Genomic DNA, 18017 nt, shown 5'->3' on the forward strand with positions numbered 1-18017 from the left:
CAATGCTGCTACCGCATACGCCTTTTTACCAATCCTTAGTGATGTTTCCCTTTACGCCTTTTAATTTTTTATTTTTTAGTTTATCCTGTGTTTGTTTTTCCTGGTTGTTGAGGGCTTCTAACATGCGCTCGGCGTCCTCTTTATTCATTTTGGGCTGGCCGCTTTGCTGGTCCTTTTTATCCTGATCTTTTTTGTCCTGATCTTTTTTGTCCTGGTCCTGTTTGTTTTTATCCTGGTCTTTCTTGTCCTGGTCCTTGTTGTCCTTATTATCTTTATTCTGATCCTGCTTGTTCTTATCCTGGTTTTTGTTGTCTTTATTATCCTTGTTGTCTTTGTTCTTTTTATCCTGGTCTTTTTGCTTTTGCAGCATTTTTTGGGCGTAGGCCAGGTTATAGCGGGTTTGGTCGTCTTTAGGGTTATTAATTAATGCTTTTTTATAGGCATCAATACTTTCTTCCAGTTTTTTTGATTGCAGCAGCGAGTTGCCTAAGTTATAGTAAGCCTGGGCAGCAACGTTTTTATTATTTGCCGATTGTGCAATTTTGGTAAACTGCGCCTGGGCCCCGGTAAAGTTTTTTTGTTTATACTGAGCATCGCCAAGGTTAAAGTTAGCTTCAATGCTTTGGTCTTTTTTGGCAACGCCGTTTTTATAGGCTTCTTCGGCCTCCTTGTATTTTTGTTCCTGGTAAAGCTGGTTCCCTTTACGGATGTCGGCCTTTTCCTTTTGCGCAAATAGGGCAAAAGCAGGCAGCATCAGTAAGATTACCAATAATAGCTTTTTCATACTTTCACTTCCTCCTTAACCTCAAATAATTTCAGTTTGCTTAATGTTACGCTTTTTCTGTTGGATATAAAAAACTCTATCACCAGCAGTATAAAGGCCAGCGCAAGCAATATCTGGAAACGATCTTCAAAATCCCGGAAGGATTTACTGTCGTAAGCCTTGCGCTCCATTTTATTAATCTGATCCATAATAATACTAAGGCCGCTGCTGGCGTTTGTGGCGCGCACGTATGCGCCGTTGCCTGCGGCGGCAATTTCTTTACCCATATTTTCGTCAAGCTTGCTTACTACCACTTTGCCGGCACTATCGGTATGGAAACCGGCTTGCTTGCCATCCTTAATAATGGGAATAGGCGCACCCTCTGCCGAACCAACACCTACTACGTGAATGGTAACGTCCTTATCGCGGGCACGGTTAGCTGCCGATACGGCATCGTCCTCATGGTTTTCGCCATCGGTAATTACTATCATTGCCTTGCCCATGCCGTTTTTAAAATCAAAACTTTGCATGCCCATATCAATGGCGGCACCAATGGCCGTGCCTTGTGTGGGCACCATGTTGGTGTTAATGGTGTTTAAAAAAAGCTTGGCGGCGCTATAATCGGTAGTGATGGGTAGTTGTACGTAGGCCTGGCCCGCAAAAACAATGATGCCTATCCTATCATCGTGCAGGTTATCAATTAATTGCGAAATGGCTTGCTTGGCATTTTCTAAACGGTTGGGCGATAAATCTTGCGAAAGCATACTGTTTGATACATCAAGCAGTATCATAATATCGGCACCTTTGCGCTTAACTTCCTCCATTTTCGAACCTATCTGCGGGTCGGCAGCACCAATAAGCAGCAGACCGTAGGCGATGATGAACAACGTAAATTTAAGCCAGGGTTTTGATATCGATACCTGGGGCATCATTAATTTAACCACGTTTTTATCGCCAAAGGCAGCTAAAGCCTTGCGTTTCCACCGGCTTACCCAAATAAATATAATAATGAGAACCGGGATAAGTGCCAGTCCCCATAAAAACTCGATATGTGCAAAACGTAACATAGCTTAGGTAAGGGCTCCTTTAAATAATGTGTTTTTTAATACAAACTCCAGCAGTAACAACAGCAGGGCAATGGCCGCAAAGGGCAAAAACATCTCGGTTTTTTTGCGGTACTGGGTTACATCAATCTTGGCTTTTTCCAACTGGTCTATCTTAGCATAAATAGCCTTGAGGGTTTCGTTATTGGTGGCCCTGAAATACTGCCCGCCCGTGGTTTGTGCTATTTTAGTAAGCGTAGGCTCATCAATATCAACCGGCATGCGCTGGTAAACAATTTCGCCGGTTTGGGTTTGCATGGGGTATGGCGCGGTGCCATGCGTACCCAGGCCAACGGTATAAACTCTAATGCCAAATTGCTTTGCAATTTCGGCAGCGGTAACGGGCGGTATTGAGCCGGTGTTGTTTACACCATCCGTTAATAAAATAATTACCTTGCTTTTTGCCTGGCTATCTTTTAAACGGTTAACGGCGGTGGCAAGGCCCATGCCAATGGCGGTACCATCTTCAATCATTCCGTTTTTTATATCCTGGAAAAGGTTAATCAGCACATCATGATCTATAGTAAGCGGGCACTGTGTAAAGCTTTCGCCACTAAAAATAACCAAACCAATGCGATCATCCGGACGGCCCTTTATAAAATCGATAGCTATTTGCTTACCGGCTTCAAGGCGGTTGGGCTTAAAATCTTCGGCAAGCATACTGCCCGATATATCCGACGCTATTACAATATCAATACCCTCGGTACTGGTATTTTGCCAGCTTAAGCTTGACTGTGGCCTGGCCATTGCAACCACCAGCGCGGCCAGTGCCAGGCAGCGCAATACAATACCCGTGTGCCTAAATTTTGGCAACCAGCTATTGGCGTGCTTTTTAAAACCCTGCAAAGTAGGCATACTAAGGTTACCTTGCTGCCTTTGCGGTTTATATACATACCAAACCACCATAAGCGGAATGATGACGAACAGCCAGAAAAACCCCGGCTGCGCAAATTCTATCTGTTTAAACCAGGCCATCGCTCTCTCCTTCTTTAATAATGGTTGGCGCGGGTTTCAATTGCGTTTTCACTACAAAATCAATAGCGTTGTTTATGCTGTGTTCGTTTTCGGCGGCAAGCGGTTTTTCTTTGGCAAACTTCACCAGATCAGACAGTACCAATACCTGCTTCAGCATGGCACGCTCGGGCTCGGTAATATCCATATAGCGCAGGCTGGCCAAAATCTCGTCGGTTGTTTGTTCGTTTGCGCTAATGCTGTACCGTTTTTCAAGGTAATGGCGCATTACATCGCTTATTTGGCTATGGTATTCCTTTATCCTATCCTGCTGCCAAAGTTTTTGTTCGCGCAAAGCATACAGTTTATCGAGGGCAATTACGTGGGCAGGTTTTTCGGGCTCGGCAGGTTTAACAAATACCGGCTTTTTTGGCCGCTTACGCAGATACCAAATAACCGCGGCAATTACCAAAACGGCCAGCAAGGGGAAGGCTATTTTGGGCGAATTATCTTTTAGCCACTCCTGCCACGAGTAGGCAACGGCTATGGGTTGCTTAATATCATAAACGCCCTTGGTGGTATCAACCGCTACGGGGCTAATGGTTAAAACCAGTTCGGGGGTTTTAAAAACACCGGTTTTGGTTTTAAGCTCGTACTGCGGTATTACATACTGGCCGGTATCAAAGGAAGTGATGGTATAACTCCTGTCGATGGTTTCTATCGTGATGTCGTTTTTATCAAAGCTGGTATCGGGCTTGTTTACGCTCACTATTTGCACTTTAGCGCGTATGCTATCGGCCAGTTTTGGGAAACTCACACTATCCTTGGCATTAAAACGGATGCTGAGGTGCAGTGTGGTTTGATCGCCCAGGGGTATGGTAGATTTTTCAAGATGGGCATCAACCTGTACGGCTTGTGCGCGGGCCTGTAAAAAGCTGCCCGCGGTTAATATTAAAGCTATTAAATATTTAAAATACTGGTTCATCTTCAACGTCTGCTTTCCCGCTTTTTAAATAATGTCATTAAAGGTTTAACGTAATTTTCGTGGGTGCCAATGTCACCAAAATCAACTCCGCTGCGCTTAAAGGTTTCCTTAATGCCGGCGTTGCGGCGCAGGGCGTCAGCCTTAAAGGCGTTGCGCACCTCGGGGTTGGCGGTGTTTACCCATTGTATAGCACCGGTTTCCTCGTCTTGCACTGGTATGAGGCCCATGTTGGGGAACTCTTCTTCGTGCCGGTCGTACAGTCTGAGTGCTATAATATCGTGTTTTTTGTTGGCTATTTTGAGCTGATCTTCAAAAGCCGGACTAATAAAATCGGATATGATAAAGGCCGTGCTGCGCTTTTTAATGGCACTGGTTAGGTACTTTAAAGCTTCGGCTACGTTGGTGCCTTTGTTGGCGGGTGTAAAATCAATCAATTCGCGAATAATCATCAGGATATGGCTGCGGCCCTTTTTTGGCGGGATAAACTTTTCTATCTTATCGCTAAAAAATATAACGCCTACCTTATCGTTATTCTGTATCGCCGAAAAGGCCAGCACGGCGCATAACTCGGTTGCCACATCCTGCTTTTGCTGATTGATGGTGCCAAAGTTTTCGGACCCGGATACATCCATCAATATCATCAGTGTTAACTCGCGTTCCTCGTCAAAAACCTTAACATAGGGGTGGTTAAAGCGTGCGGTAACGTTCCAGTCTATGGTGCGTATCTCGTCGCCAATCTGGTATTCGCGCACTTCGCTAAAGGCCATACCGCGCCCCTTAAAGGCAGAGTGGTACTCGCCCGAAAACAGGTGATTGCTCAACCCCCGGGTTTTGATCTCTATTTTGCGTACTTTTTTTAAAAGGTCTTTGGTATCTTTTGGCATTTGTTTGATTTCTCTCTTTTCAACCCCTGTCATTGCGAGCGATAGTGTGGCAACCGTACGTTAGGCCGGGCCGCTATGCAGTGCGAATATGCCTCTGTGCGGTTGCTTCGTTCCTCGCAATGACAGGCCTTTTATTTTAACACTTGTCATTGCGAGCGATAGCGTGGCAACCGCACATAAGCTGGTCCGCTTTGTATGGCGAATATGCCTCCGTGCGGTTGCTTCGTTCCTCGCAATGACATAGTTTTTTATTTGCTTCGCTGTCTTATCTTGCTTCCTGATTCTCGCTTCCTGACTCTTCTTCCTTACGGTACTTCCACCGCGTTCAATATCCCGGTTACAATATCTTCCTGGGTAATGTTTTCGGCTTCGGCTTCGTAGCTCAGGCCAATGCGGTGGCGCAATACATCGTGGCAAACGGCGCGCACATCTTCGGGGATAACGTAGCCCCTGCGTTTGATGAACGCATAAGCCTTGGCGGCCAGTGCCAGGTTGATGCTTGCCCGTGGCGATGCACCGTAGCTGATGAGGTTTTTATAATTACCGAGCTTATACTGATCGGGAAAGCGGGTGGCGAAAACGATGTCGATAATGTATTGCTCTATCTTTTCGTCCATATAAACCTCGCGCACCACTTTGCGGGCGCGGATAATATCTTCGGGCTTAATAACCGCGTTTGGCTTTAACATGCCCGTTGGCGATATATTGGCGCGGATGATGCGTTTCTCGTCTTCCTTATTAGGGTAGCCTATTACTACCTTGAGCATAAACCTATCCACCTGTGCTTCGGGCAGCGGATAGGTACCTTCCTGTTCAATTGGGTTTTGGGTAGCCAGCACCAAAAACGGCGTTGGCAGCGGGAAGGTATTATCGCCAATGGTTACCTGGCGCTCTTGCATGGCTTCCAGCAGGGCACTTTGTACCTTGGCGGGAGCGCGGTTAATTTCATCGGCCAAAATAAAATTGCTGAACAGCGGGCCCTTGCGCACAATAAATTCTTCCTTTTTTTGGTTGTATATCATGGTGCCCAGTAAATCGGCGGGCAGCAAATCGGGCGTAAACTGTATGCGGCTAAAATCGGCCTGTATGCATTTGCTCAGCGTGTTAATGGCCAGTGTTTTAGCCAAACCGGGAACACCTTCCAGCAAAATATGCCCATCGGCCAGTAAACCAATAAGCAGGCGCTCTACCATGTACTTTTGCCCTACAATTACCTTATCCATCTCCATCTTCAGGATGTCGATAAAAGCACTTTCCTGCTGTATCATTTCGTTAAGGGCGCGGATATCTGTTGATTGCGACGATACCACCGGCGCTGCCTGCTGAACGTACTGACTGTTGCTATTTGTTTCTTCCATATCTCCGGGTAAAAATTATTTCGGTGGGCAAATTTAAGGCATGGGCAATTTCACACAAGGGATATGTTAAATTAATTTGTTAAAAAATGTTAAATGGTGGTTTTAGGGTTGCGGATATGGTATCCCGGTTACCCGGTTACTTAGGTGGAAACCGAGTAACGACTAAACTACAGGAAATAGGAATGGCTTAATTGCTTTGTCCAAACTCAGCTTTATTAAATTTAATAAGCTGGTCATTCAACAAACTATCCTTTTTTAGGTCAGGGTGGGAGTTGACGTAATCAATAGCATCGTAAGGCGACAAATATTCGGGGCCAAATTTTTTTGAAATAAAATTAGTTCCCAAAATTTCACAATAAGCCCGCAAAAGTGATGATTTATCTTTGTACCGTGTAAAGATGAATGGGCCGTCTCTTAATTCAAAGTCATCGTGATAAGTAGCGTGTTCGAAAACTGCAAGTTTTAAAAAAATCAACAAAACATATTTTTCATATTCAACATTTATAACACTTTTATTCAATATACCAATAACACTGCAAGGCGGCGCGGGAAGTTGAATACCAGTGAAGCTTGCTGACCTGTTTTTGGCAACAGGCTGATAATTTATTGCGAAACGTTTAAGAGGGATCATGTTTATACCAGCCACCCTCCTATTACATAGATATACCAGTAAACAAAAACACATTACACCCAATAAAATGCCTTTTTGTTTTTTCATAGCAGCTCTGGTTAGTTCTATAAATATATTTGTTTTTATATTTATTGGCGCAAGCATTTTAATGGCAAAAAAACGTGCCTGAGGGGTAATGATTAAACTACGGGGAACGGTAATTGTGACATCGGTAATTGGCGAGACAATGTCGCATCATGGAATTGCATAACTGGATAAAATATACTTTTGCTATAGTCGGAGACTACAGGCATAATGCATTCGAAGTCGGAGACTTCGAATAGCGAATTCGAATAGCTACGAAGAAATTTTGTTGTTCGAAGTCTCTGACTTTGAAACTATTATGCATGTAGTCTCCGACTACAGTAAAAGTAACACACCTAACTACGGAAGGCCCCGTCATTGAGCCATCCAACAAAACAAAATTGAGCTTTATACCAAAGTTTAGCTTACAATTTAACTGCACCTTTGTTGTGCAGTTAAACACAACAAAAAAATGAAAAACACTAAAAAAGTAATATTGGTTACAGGCGCATCGGCAGGTATGGGGTTAGAAATGGCTAAGGAGCTTTTGCACGATGGGCACACCGTTTATGGTGCCGCCCGCCGGGTTAACCGTATGGACGGCATTAAAGCCTTGGGCGTTAAAATAATACCGCTTGATGTTACCAGCGAGGCCAGCATGGTTGCCGCCATTAATCAAATTATTACTGCCGAGGGCCGTATAGATGTGCTGATAAACAACGCCGGTTTCGGCTCCTACGGGCCTATCGAAAATGTTTCTATAGCCGATGCAAAATACCAGTTGGATGTTAATGTTTTTGGTGCAGCCAGGTTAATGCAATTGGTTTTGCCGCACATGCGGAGCCGGCAATATGGGCGCATCATCAACATATCGTCTATAGGTGGTAAGTTTGCTACCGCGCTGGGCGGCTGGTACCATGCCAGCAAGTTTGCTTTAGAGGCTTTGAGCGATAGCCTGCGCAACGAGGTGGAGCAGTTTGGTATTGATGTGGTGGTTATTGAACCCGGCGGCGTAAAAAGCGAATGGAGCAGTATTGCTGCCGATAACCTTAAAAAAAATACCGGCAATATGGTTTATAATAGCCTGATGGATAGGTTTGATGCTGCCATTAAAAAAACGCAGGCCAATAACGCCGAGCCTATTGTTATTGTTAATTTGGTGCGCAAGGCCATTGCGGCTAAAAAACCTAAAACACGCTATTCGGGCGGGTATATGGCCAAAGCGGCTTTGTTTATGCGCAAGATACTGCCCGACCGCCTTTTTGATAAAATGCTGATGAGCCAGTTAAAATAATGGGCTATATTTAGCATTTTAAAATGGAACATAACAGCCATATACAGCTCAACAACTTGCTTTATGCCTGCGTTGCGCAAAAGCAGCGGGGCCATGAGCAATTTATAAACGAGCATGCCATTGGCTATGTGATGGCCGGCGAAACACACCTGCAAACCAATAACGGACTGCTTATTATGAAGGCAGGTACTATGGGTTTGGTGCGGCGCAATCAGCTCATTAAATCGGTAAAAATACCGCCGCCGGGGGGCGAGTTTAAGTCGGTTAATATATTTTTAGATCAAAATTTTTTGAGGCGCTATAGTGCGGATAACAAACTGCCGCCTGCCCAAAAATACAGCGGCGATATGTTGGTTGAGCTTCCGCCCGACCCGTTTTTGAAGGGTTACTTTGATTCGCTGCTACCCTATTTTAACCAGGGCAAGCCTATAAAACCCGCCATGGCCGAACTTAAAACCTTAGAAGCCATTGAACTGCTGCTAACCCTCAACCCCCGGTTTAACGATTTTTTGTTTGACTTTAGCGAACCACACAAAATTGACCTTGAAGCCTACATGAACCAAAATTACATGTACAACGTGCCTTCGGCGCAGTTTGCGCGACTTACGGGGCGCAGCCTGGCCGGCTTTAAGCGCGATTTTGAAAAAACATTTAAAACATCGCCGGGCCAATGGCTGCAACAAAAACGGCTTAACGAGGCTTACTATCAAATTAAGCAAATGGGCCAAAAGCCATCGGAAGTGTACCTTAATGTGGGGTTCGAAAACCTATCGCATTTTTCGTATGTGTTTAAAAAGGCTTTTGGCATTGCACCTTCCATGATATAAAATTTGCGCTTATGGCTTTAATACGTTCGTTGTTTTTCTTTGTAATTGCCGGCTTGCTCGAAATTGGCGGCGGCTACCTAATATGGCTTTGGCTAAAGCAGGATAAGCCGCTTTGGTATGGCCTGGCTGGCAGCCTTATTTTAGCCGCCTACGGCGTTGCTGCAACCATGCAAACCGCAAACTTTGGCCGCGTTTACGCTGCATACGGCGGTATATTTATTGTGCTGGCCCTGCTTTGGGCATGGAAGGTTGACGGCTTTAAACCCGACAGGTATGATATGATAGGTGCCCTGGTTGCCCTTATTGGTGCTTGTATTATTATTTATATGCCGCGTAAATAAGGGCATTTACACCATTTTATCCCCGCTGTAGCGGAAGTGAGAAGCAAAAGGTTGAGCCCTGGCCTTCTATGCTGTTTACCCAAATTTTACCGCCTTCGCGTTTGATAATTTCGGATGAGATGTATAGCCCCAGGCCCAGGCCGGGGAAGGTATGTTCTTTATCTCCGCTTACGCGGTAAAACTGTTCAAAAACTTTGCCCAGCTTGTCTTTAGCTATGCCTATACCAAAATCTCGCACGCAAACCTCTACCGTTCCATCCACAATTTTCGAGCTGATGATAATCTCGTCGCTGCCGGGCGAGTATTTAATGGCATTGGTTATGAGGTTAATAAGCACCTGCCCTATCCTATCTTTATCGGCATAAATTTGCGTTTCCGAGTTAAGGTCTTCAATCAGCGTGTGTTTAGTAGTGGTGCGTTGCAGTTCTTCAATCACTTCCTGTAACATGCGGTTAAAATCAAACCAGCTTTGGTGAAACTGCAACCTTCCGGATGTTATTTTAGTAACGTCGAGCAAATCCTCAATCAGCACGGTTAGGCGGTTTATCTGCACGTCCATTTTGCTTATCATAAACGCCTCTTTTACGTCGCCTTTTTTGCGCATAATGCTTTCAAGCAGTTGGGCGTAGGCTTTAATGCTGGTTACGGGCGTTTTTAACTCATGGCTGGCAATGCCAATAAAATCATCCTTTTGCCTTTGCAGTTGTTTAAGCTCGGTAATATCAACACAGGCACCTATATAGCCCGAAAAGTTACCTTCGGCATCGTACTGCGGGTTGCCGGTGCAAATAATATGGCGTAGCTGGCCGCCTGTGTGCTGTATCCTAAACTGGCTCTCGTGAAACTTGCGTTGGGCAAAATCGGCAATTAAGTTGGCGGCAGCCTCATCCCTGTCTTCGGTAACAACGGCATTGAGCCAGCCTGTGCCCAGTTGCGCCTCAAGTGGCTGGCCGGTCCAGTTAATCCATACCTCGTTTACGTAAGTAATCATGCTGTTGGCATCCGTCATCCAAAGGGCGGCGGGGGCGGCAATTGTAATGTTACGGAATAGTTGTTCGCTTTGCGCCAAGGCCTGCCGGGCGGCCTTTTCGGCGCGTATATCGCGCGTAACAGATGCAAAACCAATGGCTTCGCCGGTATCCGCGTCGGTTACCTTAAAGCCGTTTAGCCAAACCGGTATGGCTTCGCCTGTTTTAAAGTGGCGGTAGTTAACCTCGCCTGCCCAGCCACCACTTTCGCGCATAGCCGGGCGTGCTTCTTTTTCCAGTATCTGCAGGGCATCGGGCATAAAATAATCACTGCTGTGCCTGTAGCACTCTTCAATGCTATCGGCACCCATCATTTTCATGCCGGCCTGGTTCATGTAAATTACAAAACCTTCAGGGTTGGTAACGCCAATCAGGTCGGCACTGTTTTCAACCACGGTTATTAACTTTTGTTGTTCTTTCCGGGCCTCAATTTCGGCGCGCATATCGCGCACAACCGTGGCGCGGCCTATGGGTTGCTCGGTTAAGGGGTCTTTTATTAAAAGGGAATTTATCCAGCCGGGTATACATTCGCCTGTTTTTTTATTGCGATAGTTTAATTTGCCGCTCCACCTGCCGTGTTTTAACATTTGGGGCAATATTACGTTTTGCACCGTAGCAAATTCATGGGGCATAAGGAAACTGTAGCCTTCGTTGTGGCCATAATCATTGCTATCAAAGCCCGTCATTTTTTTACCAGCTTCGTTAATATAGGTAAACTTGCCGTCCCAGGTTGTGAGGCTTATCGAGTCGGAACTGTTTTCTATCAAAAACAATAATTTTTGCTGTTCATCGCGGGTGCTAATTTCGGGCGTAATATCAACTATGGTGCCAGCAAAGCGGTAAGGTTTGCTATGCTCATCAAAATAAGCGCGGCCCTTGCAGCGTACCCATTTTAACGTGTTACTGCCAACCGTGCGGAAAGACACATCGTAGCTTTCTTTTAAAAGGGGGTTAATGGCGTTCATTACGGCAATATCAACGCGGGGCATATCATCAGGATGTATATAGTTTAAAACATCCTCGTAACGTGCATCATCGTCTTTCGGGAAGCCAAAAAGTTCTTTACACCTGTCGTCCCAGGTTATCAGGTTGTTAAGCAGGTCAAGGTCCCAGGTGCCCATTTCGGCGGCATCAAGGGCAAAGCGTGTACGGTCTTCGGCGGCTTGCAGTTTTTTGCGGGTAAGCACCAGGTCGGTAACGTCGGTTGCGGTATTTAAAACGCCCCAAACTTTACCTTCGGGAGTTTTTAGGGGTTTGTAAGTAAAGTTAAAATAAAAATCGGTAAGCTGGCCGTTGGCTAATAGGCGCACCAAATCTTCGGAGGCCTCGTAGGCAATGCCGGTGGTAAACACATCATCAAGCAATTTAAAAAAGGGCTGCCCTTCCAGCTCGGGCAGGGCCTGGCTAAAGGTTTTACCAATTATGCTGCGGTCTTTCCCCCAAATATTTAAAATGCTATCGTTAACCACACGGATAACCATTTCGCGGCCAACGTATAAACCCACCGGCGAAGGCGATTCTTCAATTATTGTACGAAAAATATTTTCGCTATAAGCAGCAAATTCTTCGGCTCCGGTGTTTATTTCCATTAGTGTTAATAGCCAAAAATAACAATTTTGCTTATCAGCAAGTTAATATTTACTAATTGTTAACAACAATTTTATTTTTTGGTTTGGCACATCAGGAAAATAAAACAGGCAAACATTTGCCAATACGCAGCCAAAAAATATTTTTGCTTTTGTTTGTAAGGATAGGCTTTTGTTTGCTACTAAGCGTTAAAATAACAACAACATTCACCAGCATGAAAGCCTTTAAAATATTGATGTTTTGCACCCTTGCACTGCTTATTATACCCGCAGTTTACGCCTTTAAAAACAAAGCCAACCAAAATAAAATACCCCAAAACGGTTTTGCGGTAGTTGAATTATTTACATCGGAAGGGTGCTCGAGCTGCCCGCCGGCGGATGAGCTGGTGGCCAAAATACTTAAAGAAGATAGCACCAAACCCATTTACATTTTAAGCTACCATGTTGATTATTGGAACCACCTGGGCTGGAAGGATGAGTTTAGCAAAGCCCAATACTCCGACAGGCAACGCCGGTATGCACAATGGTTAAAACTGAGCCAAATTTACACTCCCCAAATTGTGGTAAACGGCACAACGGAGTTTGTAGGATCAAACGAGCAGGCTTTGCGGGGCGCAACACAAATGGCTTTTAAAAAAACCAATAACCTTATGCCGGTATTAAGCAACGTGCATTTTACAGCCACTGGGCTTAGTTTGCAATACCCCGCCATGGCCGGTGCCGCTAATTGCAGCCTGCTGATAGCTTTTGTACAAAACAGCGCCCAAACCAATGTAAAAAGCGGCGAAAACGGCGGCCATATTTTAAACCATGTTAATATTGTGCGCAGCCTTAATACCATTAGCATACGCAACCAGGGCGGCCCGCAAACTGTTGAGCTGCCTGCGGGCTTTAACGCTAAAACCTGGCAGGTGGTAGCCTTTGTACAAAATAATAGTACGGGCCAAATATTATCAGCACAAAACATTGTATCTTCGGTAGTGTAACCAATTATGATAAAAGTGAAAAAAATTAAAGAAAAACATTCGCTTGCTATGCGCTGGTTTCATTGGGTAAATTTCCCGGTGCTTACCATTATGATATGGAGCGGCATGCTTATTTATTGGGGTAACGATGTTTACAAAATACAAATAGGCAATAACACGCTGTTTAACTTTTTTCCGGAAGGCTTTTACAAGTTTTTCCACTTTAGCGGCAGGCTTGCCGAGGGTATGGCGTTTCACTTTTTTTTAATGTGGTTTTTTACCCTTAACGGCTTTTTTTATGTGGTGTACACCATCATATCCGGCGAGTGGCGCGATTTGGTTCCGGAGAAGAAATCGTTTAGAGAGGCCTGGCTTGTTTTACTGCACGATTTGCATATCCGCAAAAGCGCACCGCCACAAGGCAAATACAACGCGGCCCAGCGCATAGCCTACACCGCAATTATTGTAATGGGTTTTGGTTCGCTGGTTACCGGTTTGGCCATTTACAAACCGGTACAGTTTAACTGGCTTTGTTTTTTATGCGGCGGCTACCGCCTGGCGCGCATATTCCATTTTGCGTTAACTTTGGGCTACTGCCTTTTTTTTGTGATACATATTGTACAGGTAATACTGGCGGGCTGGCGCAACTTCCGGTCGGTAATTACAGGGTTTGATGTTGTTGACGATGATAAACCCCAACCCGTTATTCATACTAATTTAGCAACCGAAGATGGAACAGCCAGTTAACCAACCCGACGAAACGCCGCAAGCTAAACCGGATGTAAACCCAACGCCTACCGAGGGGAAATTGCTTACCGATAAACAAATTAAACGGCGCACCTTTATTGCCTTTGGTAGCTTTGTTGCCTTGCAGGCTACAGCGTATTTTGGCTGGCGCAAGCTCTATACATCGGCAAATGAGGTGCCTACTGCTACCGCAGGCGCGCACAAGCCCCTGCGCCGCGCACTAAACCAAACCGAACTTTTTTTTAGGCGGCTGTTTTACAGCAATAACCACCTGGTTAAAACCTACCCTAAAGAAATGGCTGCCAAACAGGTGCGCCATAACAGCGATATTGGCCTTGAAGGCAAGTTTGACCCTGCCGATTGGAAACTGCAAATACAACGCGCCCCCGGCGATATTTTAACCGTTACCCTTGACGAGCTAAAGGCCCTGCCCAAAACAGAAATTATTTTTGATTTTAAATGTGTTGAAGGTTGGGACCAGATACAACACTGGGGCGGTGTAAAGTTTACCGACTTTGTAACGCATTTCAAATTGGATAAACTAGCCCAAATGGAGTACATTGGTATGACCACTCCCGACAAAAAATATTACATTGGCCTTGATACCCCAAGTGCCATGCACCCCCAAACTATTTTGGCTTACGAGATGAACGACAAACCCCTGCCGCCAAACCACGGCGCACCGTTAAGGCTCATCATCCCGGTTAAGTATGGTATTAAAAATTTGAAACGCATTGCCAACATTACCTTCAGCAACACCCGCCCACCCGATTACTGGGCCGAACGGGGCTACGACTATTATTCGGGACTTTAGGTGTTAATGATTGAAGGATTGAATGAGTGAGTGGCTGAGTTATTGAGTGATTGAATGAATGAGTGAGCGAATGAACGATTGCTTCGGTTTCATTTCTCTCTCAAGACGTTATTTTAAAAACAGTGTCATTGCGAGGCACGAAGCAACCGCACACTGGCAGGGCCGCAATGCAAGCCTAACATGCCTCCGTGCGGTTGCTTCGTGCCTCGCAATGACAAAATTATATTTCAATAATTCAGCCCTTCAATCACTCAATAATTCAATCATTCAATAACTCAATCATTCAATAACTCAATCATTCAATAACTCAATAACTCACTCATTCAATAACCCAATCATTCAATAAATCAATCACTCAATCCTTCAATCATTAAACACTAATGCATCACAACTGCGGTGCCTTCGGTTACTTCAACTTTGTTTTTTATCATGCGGCGGCCAAGTAGCAGTATGCCGAGTGCAAGTACCGATGTGGCACCCATTATGGCGGCAAGCGGCACTGCGGTGTGGTTGTTAAGTTTGCTTACTCCGAAAGATGTTAGCGCGCCTATGCCCAGTTGCAATGCTCCCATTAATGCCGATGCACTACCTGCATTTTTGCTGAACGGTGCCAGCGTTAAAGCCGATGCATTGGAGCTGATAAAGCCAAGGCAGCTTAAAAATATAAATATAAAAAACAGGTTGCCAGCCAAACCAAGCCAACCGTTTACCGATGCAAAAACAAATATTACGCCCGATATGGTTTGCACCGTAAGCGCGGCTTTTAACAATTGCTCGCTTTTGTAATAACGCATGGCCATGCTGTTAACCTGACTAAAGCCTATAAACCCCGCAGCCATACAGGCAAATATTACCGTGAACATGTTTTTACTAACGTGATAAATATCGATAAGTACCAGCGGCGCGCCCGATACATAGGCAAATAATCCCGAAAAGGCTATTGCACCTGCAAAGGCGTAGGTATAAAATTGCGGCACCTTGAGCACCATAATAAAATTATTGATGATGGGCAGCGGTTTTAGCGATATAGCGGTATCGGGCTTGTAAGTTTCGGGTAGTTTAAATATAACGGCCAACAGCACCAAAAGGGTTATGCCGGCCAGCGTTGCAAAAATAGACTGCCAGCCAAAATAGGTTGTTAGCAAACCGCCAACCATAGGTGCCAATAACGGCGAAAGCCCCACAACCAGCATCAGTAACGAAAATACTTTGGCGTTATCCTGCACCGGAAATAAATCGCGCACCATGGCTACCGATGCTACCGCGGCGGCGCAACTGCCTATGGCTTCAACAAAGCGCAGTATAATTAAATCGTTTGCCGAGCGTGCGGCCATGCAACCTATAGATGCTATAATGTATAACGATAAACCTATGTAAAGCGGCTTTTTGCGTCCAAACCTATCCAGCAACGGCCCGTAAAGCAATTGGCCGGCAGCCAGGCCAATAAAAAAACTAGCCAGCGAAAGGCCAATCTGGCTGGTGGTGGTATGCAAATCGGCAGCTATGGCATCGTAACTGGGCAGGTACATATCGATAGAAAACGGACCAATGGCGGTTAAAAAACCTAAAACAAGTATCCGGAAAAAGTATTCGTTTTTTGTCATGCGTAAATAGTAGGAAGATGGGCAATCAGCGCCTTACCTGCCAAACGTGGCTTTGCAGGCCTGCGGGGCAAATATCGCCAATATTGTTTTTGTTATCATGAATAAATTGTAATGTTTAGCCAACCGTGCCGGCATACTCTTGCTGCAACACCCGCAGGCATTGGGCGCACAGGCAGCCATCATACAGTTCGCTAACGTATTGCACCTCGTTAATGGTAAGGGCAACAGCACTGCACTGGCACTGTGTAAACTTATTAGCCTTACACTCAAACGCGGTACTGCACCGCTCGCAGCGTATAATTTCGTGTTTGGTTGTTTGGGTGGCTTGCATTACCGCAAAGGTAATTATTGAAATTTAGAATGAGTGTCAAATTATTTTGGATTTGGGATGTTCGATTTGGGAATTATCTTGATTTTCGATTTCGGATGTTCGATTTCGGAGTTATTTGTTTTGATTTGGGAATTTTTTTGATTTTGGGATTTGCATTTCCCTCAGTGTCATTGCGAGGTACGAAGCAACCGCTTGCTTTACAGAGCGGCTTTGCAGATTGGCTTTGCCTCCGTGCGGTTGCTTCGTACCTCGCAATGACATTTTTTTACAGCAATAACGAATGGAAAAATGCAAATCCAAAAATCAAAAAAAATCCCAAATCAACAAATAACTCCGAAATCGAACATCCGAAATCGAAAATCAAGATAATTCCCAAATCAAACATCCCAAATCCCAAATCAAAAAACTTCTCCCAAATTAACAAATACGCCGTGCGAGTTATCGGTGCCTATGCCATAGTCTATGCAGAGGTTGGTGTTGGAGAGTTTGTTTATTTTGAGGCGCAGGCCGGTGCCGGCGGCGGGTATAAGTTTGGGCACGTTGGTAATTACGTTGCGGGGGTAGCTTTCTAAGTTACCAAAAAGTACGCCGCCAATTAGTCCGTTTTTGGTGATGCCGAAGCGGTATTCGCTTTCCAGGTACAGCATGTTTTTTCCGCGGAAGCGATCAATGGCGTAGCCGCGGCCCGTGTTGTTATAGGTATCGGTGCCTACGCTGGGCAAATCCAGATAGGGTTGCCTGCCGCTTAGGGTGAGCCAGGTATAGCTCCAAAAGGCAAGCACGTTGTTGGAGTGTTGCGATAGTTTAAAATACTTGCGCACATCGAGCTGTATGGTACTCCACTTTGCATCGCTGCCAAGTGCTTTCAGGTTATCGCGGTAAACGGCATTGGCATAAAAACCACCTAACGCATTTACGGGATTAGTACGGCTATCAAACAATAGGGTTAGGTTATAGCCTGATGAGCGGGAGCTTGATGTTTCGCCGTAACGTTTAAAATCTGAAACGGAATTATCAATGTTACCCTCTTCGGTAATTTCGAAATGGTAATCAAGGTTGTAGCCGCCGCCTGCATAAAAGTTGGTGGTTACTTTTTTGAGGATGGTTTGGTAAAACCTAATGTAATCGAAATTAATGTTATCGGCCTTTAACTCGGTACTGGAACTGCCGAGGCCGTAGGTTACATCGGGATATTTGGTGGCGCGTAAATCGGTAACGAATTTAATTTGATGGTTAAGTGCCCAGATGTTTGATTGCGTGATGAAGGTTTGCTGGCTATGCGAATCGTAAAACAATTGCGCGTTAACTACCGATTCTTCGCCCGCGTGTTTACTATCCGTGTAAAACGTAGCAACGCCGCTTAGGCCTGCGGCAAAGCCTGTAGAGAGGGTATAACCCAGCGTTGGCACTACCGAAAGGTTTATTTTTCTTACCCCATCCTGATCGGCCTTATGGCCTTTTTTATTGAAGATGGTATGCAGCAAATCGCCAACATCTTTTTGTGCTGCGGGGCTATCAACCCGGGTGGTATCGCCAAAAAGTATGTGGGTTTTTAGACCACCATTAGCAGCAAATACAACAGTGCCGCACAGGGCCGAAACCAGTGTTAAAACAAAGCGCAGGTTTAGCACAAATAGTGAAAATTTAGCATTAGGATATACTTGCAACAATGGTAATAACAAGTATTCAATTATTAAAGTATTGGGGTGTAAAACTTTTGTTAAGGAGGCAATAAATTTTGG

At 45.1% G+C, this 18017-nt stretch carries 17 protein-coding genes; 6 read left to right on the forward strand and 11 right to left on the reverse strand.

The features are described from left to right. Positions 1-25: 25 nt before the first annotated feature. The 7 genes from BDD43_RS25370 to BDD43_RS25400 form a co-directional block, all read right to left on the reverse strand. The gene (locus tag BDD43_RS25370) at positions 26-784 is read right to left on the reverse strand and encodes a tetratricopeptide repeat protein (protein WP_121200938.1); all 759 of its coding nucleotides are present in this window, start codon (positions 782-784) and stop codon (positions 26-28) included. Beyond that, complete coding sequence (locus BDD43_RS25375; protein WP_121200940.1) at positions 781-1830, reverse strand: vWA domain-containing protein; 1050 nt, start codon at positions 1828-1830, stop codon at positions 781-783. Before BDD43_RS25375 ends, BDD43_RS25370 begins: the two co-directional genes overlap by 4 nt. 3 nt (positions 1831-1833) lie before the next feature. Beyond that, the gene (locus tag BDD43_RS25380) at positions 1834-2841 is read right to left on the reverse strand and encodes a vWA domain-containing protein (protein ID WP_211339732.1); all 1008 of its coding nucleotides are present in this window, start codon (positions 2839-2841) and stop codon (positions 1834-1836) included. After that, entirely contained in the window at positions 2828-3802 is a 975-nt protein-coding gene (locus BDD43_RS25385; RefSeq protein ID WP_121200942.1) for a hypothetical protein, read from the reverse strand. The genes BDD43_RS25380 and BDD43_RS25385 overlap by 14 nt, the downstream gene beginning before the upstream one ends. Before the next feature lie 2 nt (positions 3803-3804). Beyond that, entirely contained in the window at positions 3805-4686 is an 882-nt protein-coding gene (locus tag BDD43_RS25390) for a DUF58 domain-containing protein (RefSeq protein ID WP_121202121.1), read from the reverse strand. Positions 4687-4991: 305 nt separating this feature from the next. Continuing rightward, a complete protein-coding gene (locus BDD43_RS25395; RefSeq protein WP_121200944.1) occupies positions 4992-6044 on the reverse strand; it encodes an AAA family ATPase in 1053 nt (350 codons plus the stop codon). 187 nt (positions 6045-6231) lie between these two features. Then, entirely contained in the window at positions 6232-6762 is a 531-nt protein-coding gene (locus tag BDD43_RS25400; RefSeq protein ID WP_147425737.1) for a hypothetical protein, read from the reverse strand. A gap of 448 nt (positions 6763-7210) precedes the next feature. Between BDD43_RS25400 and BDD43_RS25405 the strand changes: the two genes are divergently transcribed. The 3 genes from BDD43_RS25405 to BDD43_RS25415 are packed head-to-tail and all read left to right on the forward strand — an operon-like array spanning position 7211 to position 9200. Next, on the forward strand, positions 7211-8032 hold the full coding sequence (locus BDD43_RS25405; protein ID WP_121200948.1) for an oxidoreductase: 822 nt from the start codon (positions 7211-7213) through the stop codon (positions 8030-8032). 23 nt (positions 8033-8055) lie between these two features. After that, positions 8056-8859, forward strand: coding sequence for a helix-turn-helix domain-containing protein (locus BDD43_RS25410; RefSeq protein ID WP_121200949.1), 804 nt, complete (start codon positions 8056-8058; stop codon positions 8857-8859). Positions 8860-8870: 11 nt separating this feature from the next. Then, positions 8871-9200, forward strand: a complete 330-nt coding sequence (locus BDD43_RS25415; protein ID WP_121200951.1) for a YnfA family protein — start codon at positions 8871-8873, stop codon at positions 9198-9200. 16 nt (positions 9201-9216) lie between these two features. Here the strand turns inward: BDD43_RS25415 and BDD43_RS25420 are convergent, their stop codons facing one another. Beyond that, positions 9217-11817, reverse strand: a complete 2601-nt coding sequence (locus BDD43_RS25420; protein WP_121200953.1) for a PAS domain-containing sensor histidine kinase — start codon at positions 11815-11817, stop codon at positions 9217-9219. Between the two features lie 212 nt (positions 11818-12029). On the opposite strand from BDD43_RS25420, the gene BDD43_RS25425 reads away from it, so the two are divergent. The 3 genes from BDD43_RS25425 to BDD43_RS25435 are packed head-to-tail and all read left to right on the forward strand — an operon-like array spanning position 12030 to position 14340. After that, positions 12030-12800, forward strand: coding sequence for a DUF1223 domain-containing protein (locus tag BDD43_RS25425; protein WP_121202122.1), 771 nt, complete (start codon positions 12030-12032; stop codon positions 12798-12800). Positions 12801-12815: 15 nt separating this feature from the next. Continuing rightward, a complete protein-coding gene (locus BDD43_RS25430) occupies positions 12816-13526 on the forward strand; it encodes a cytochrome b/b6 domain-containing protein (RefSeq protein WP_246001790.1) in 711 nt (236 codons plus the stop codon). Beyond that, positions 13510-14340 carry a molybdopterin-dependent oxidoreductase gene (locus BDD43_RS25435; protein WP_121200955.1) on the forward strand — a complete coding sequence of 277 codons (831 nt, stop codon included), beginning with the start codon at positions 13510-13512 and terminating at the stop codon, positions 14338-14340. Before BDD43_RS25430 ends, BDD43_RS25435 begins: the two co-directional genes overlap by 17 nt. Positions 14341-14717: 377 nt before the next feature. Here the strand turns inward: BDD43_RS25435 and BDD43_RS25440 are convergent, their stop codons facing one another. From BDD43_RS25440 to BDD43_RS25450, 3 genes are all read right to left on the reverse strand, one after another. Beyond that, entirely contained in the window at positions 14718-15944 is a 1227-nt protein-coding gene (locus BDD43_RS25440) for a multidrug effflux MFS transporter (protein ID WP_121200957.1), read from the reverse strand. A 115-nt stretch (positions 15945-16059) separates the two neighbouring features. Next, on the reverse strand, positions 16060-16275 hold the full coding sequence (locus tag BDD43_RS25445; protein ID WP_121200959.1) for a cysteine-rich CWC family protein: 216 nt from the start codon (positions 16273-16275) through the stop codon (positions 16060-16062). 398 nt (positions 16276-16673) lie between these two features. Continuing rightward, entirely contained in the window at positions 16674-17945 is a 1272-nt protein-coding gene (locus BDD43_RS25450; RefSeq protein WP_147425738.1) for a BamA/TamA family outer membrane protein, read from the reverse strand. Positions 17946-18017 lie beyond the last annotated feature (72 nt).

Origin of the sequence: Mucilaginibacter gracilis (genome assembly GCF_003633615.1) — a bacterium.
Classification (GTDB): Bacteria; Bacteroidota; Bacteroidia; order Sphingobacteriales; family Sphingobacteriaceae; genus Mucilaginibacter; species Mucilaginibacter gracilis.

Excerpts from the sequence above, each read along its gene's own strand:
- BDD43_RS25370 (WP_121200938.1), bottom strand. The coding sequence starts at position 784 with ATGAAAAAGCTATTATTGGTAATCTTACTGATGCTGCCTGCTTTTGCC.
- BDD43_RS25375 (WP_121200940.1), bottom strand. The coding sequence starts at position 1,830 with ATGTTACGTTTTGCACATATCGAGTTTTTATGGGGACTGGCACTTATC.
- BDD43_RS25380 (WP_211339732.1), bottom strand. The coding sequence starts at position 2,841 with ATGGCCTGGTTTAAACAGATAGAATTTGCGCAGCCGGGGTTTTTCTGG.
- BDD43_RS25385 (WP_121200942.1), bottom strand. The coding sequence starts at position 3,802 with ATGAACCAGTATTTTAAATATTTAATAGCTTTAATATTAACCGCGGGC.
- BDD43_RS25390 (WP_121202121.1), bottom strand. The coding sequence starts at position 4,686 with ATGCCAAAAGATACCAAAGACCTTTTAAAAAAAGTACGCAAAATAGAG.
- BDD43_RS25395 (WP_121200944.1), bottom strand. The coding sequence starts at position 6,044 with ATGGAAGAAACAAATAGCAACAGTCAGTACGTTCAGCAGGCAGCGCCG.
- BDD43_RS25400 (WP_147425737.1), bottom strand. The coding sequence starts at position 6,762 with ATGAAAAAACAAAAAGGCATTTTATTGGGTGTAATGTGTTTTTGTTTA.
- BDD43_RS25405 (WP_121200948.1), top strand. The coding sequence starts at position 7,211 with ATGAAAAACACTAAAAAAGTAATATTGGTTACAGGCGCATCGGCAGGT.
- BDD43_RS25410 (WP_121200949.1), top strand. The coding sequence starts at position 8,056 with ATGGAACATAACAGCCATATACAGCTCAACAACTTGCTTTATGCCTGC.
- BDD43_RS25415 (WP_121200951.1), top strand. The coding sequence starts at position 8,871 with ATGGCTTTAATACGTTCGTTGTTTTTCTTTGTAATTGCCGGCTTGCTC.
- BDD43_RS25420 (WP_121200953.1), bottom strand. The coding sequence starts at position 11,817 with ATGGAAATAAACACCGGAGCCGAAGAATTTGCTGCTTATAGCGAAAAT.
- BDD43_RS25425 (WP_121202122.1), top strand. The coding sequence starts at position 12,030 with ATGAAAGCCTTTAAAATATTGATGTTTTGCACCCTTGCACTGCTTATT.
- BDD43_RS25435 (WP_121200955.1), top strand. The coding sequence starts at position 13,510 with ATGGAACAGCCAGTTAACCAACCCGACGAAACGCCGCAAGCTAAACCG.
- BDD43_RS25440 (WP_121200957.1), bottom strand. The coding sequence starts at position 15,944 with ATGACAAAAAACGAATACTTTTTCCGGATACTTGTTTTAGGTTTTTTA.
- BDD43_RS25445 (WP_121200959.1), bottom strand. The coding sequence starts at position 16,275 with ATGCAAGCCACCCAAACAACCAAACACGAAATTATACGCTGCGAGCGG.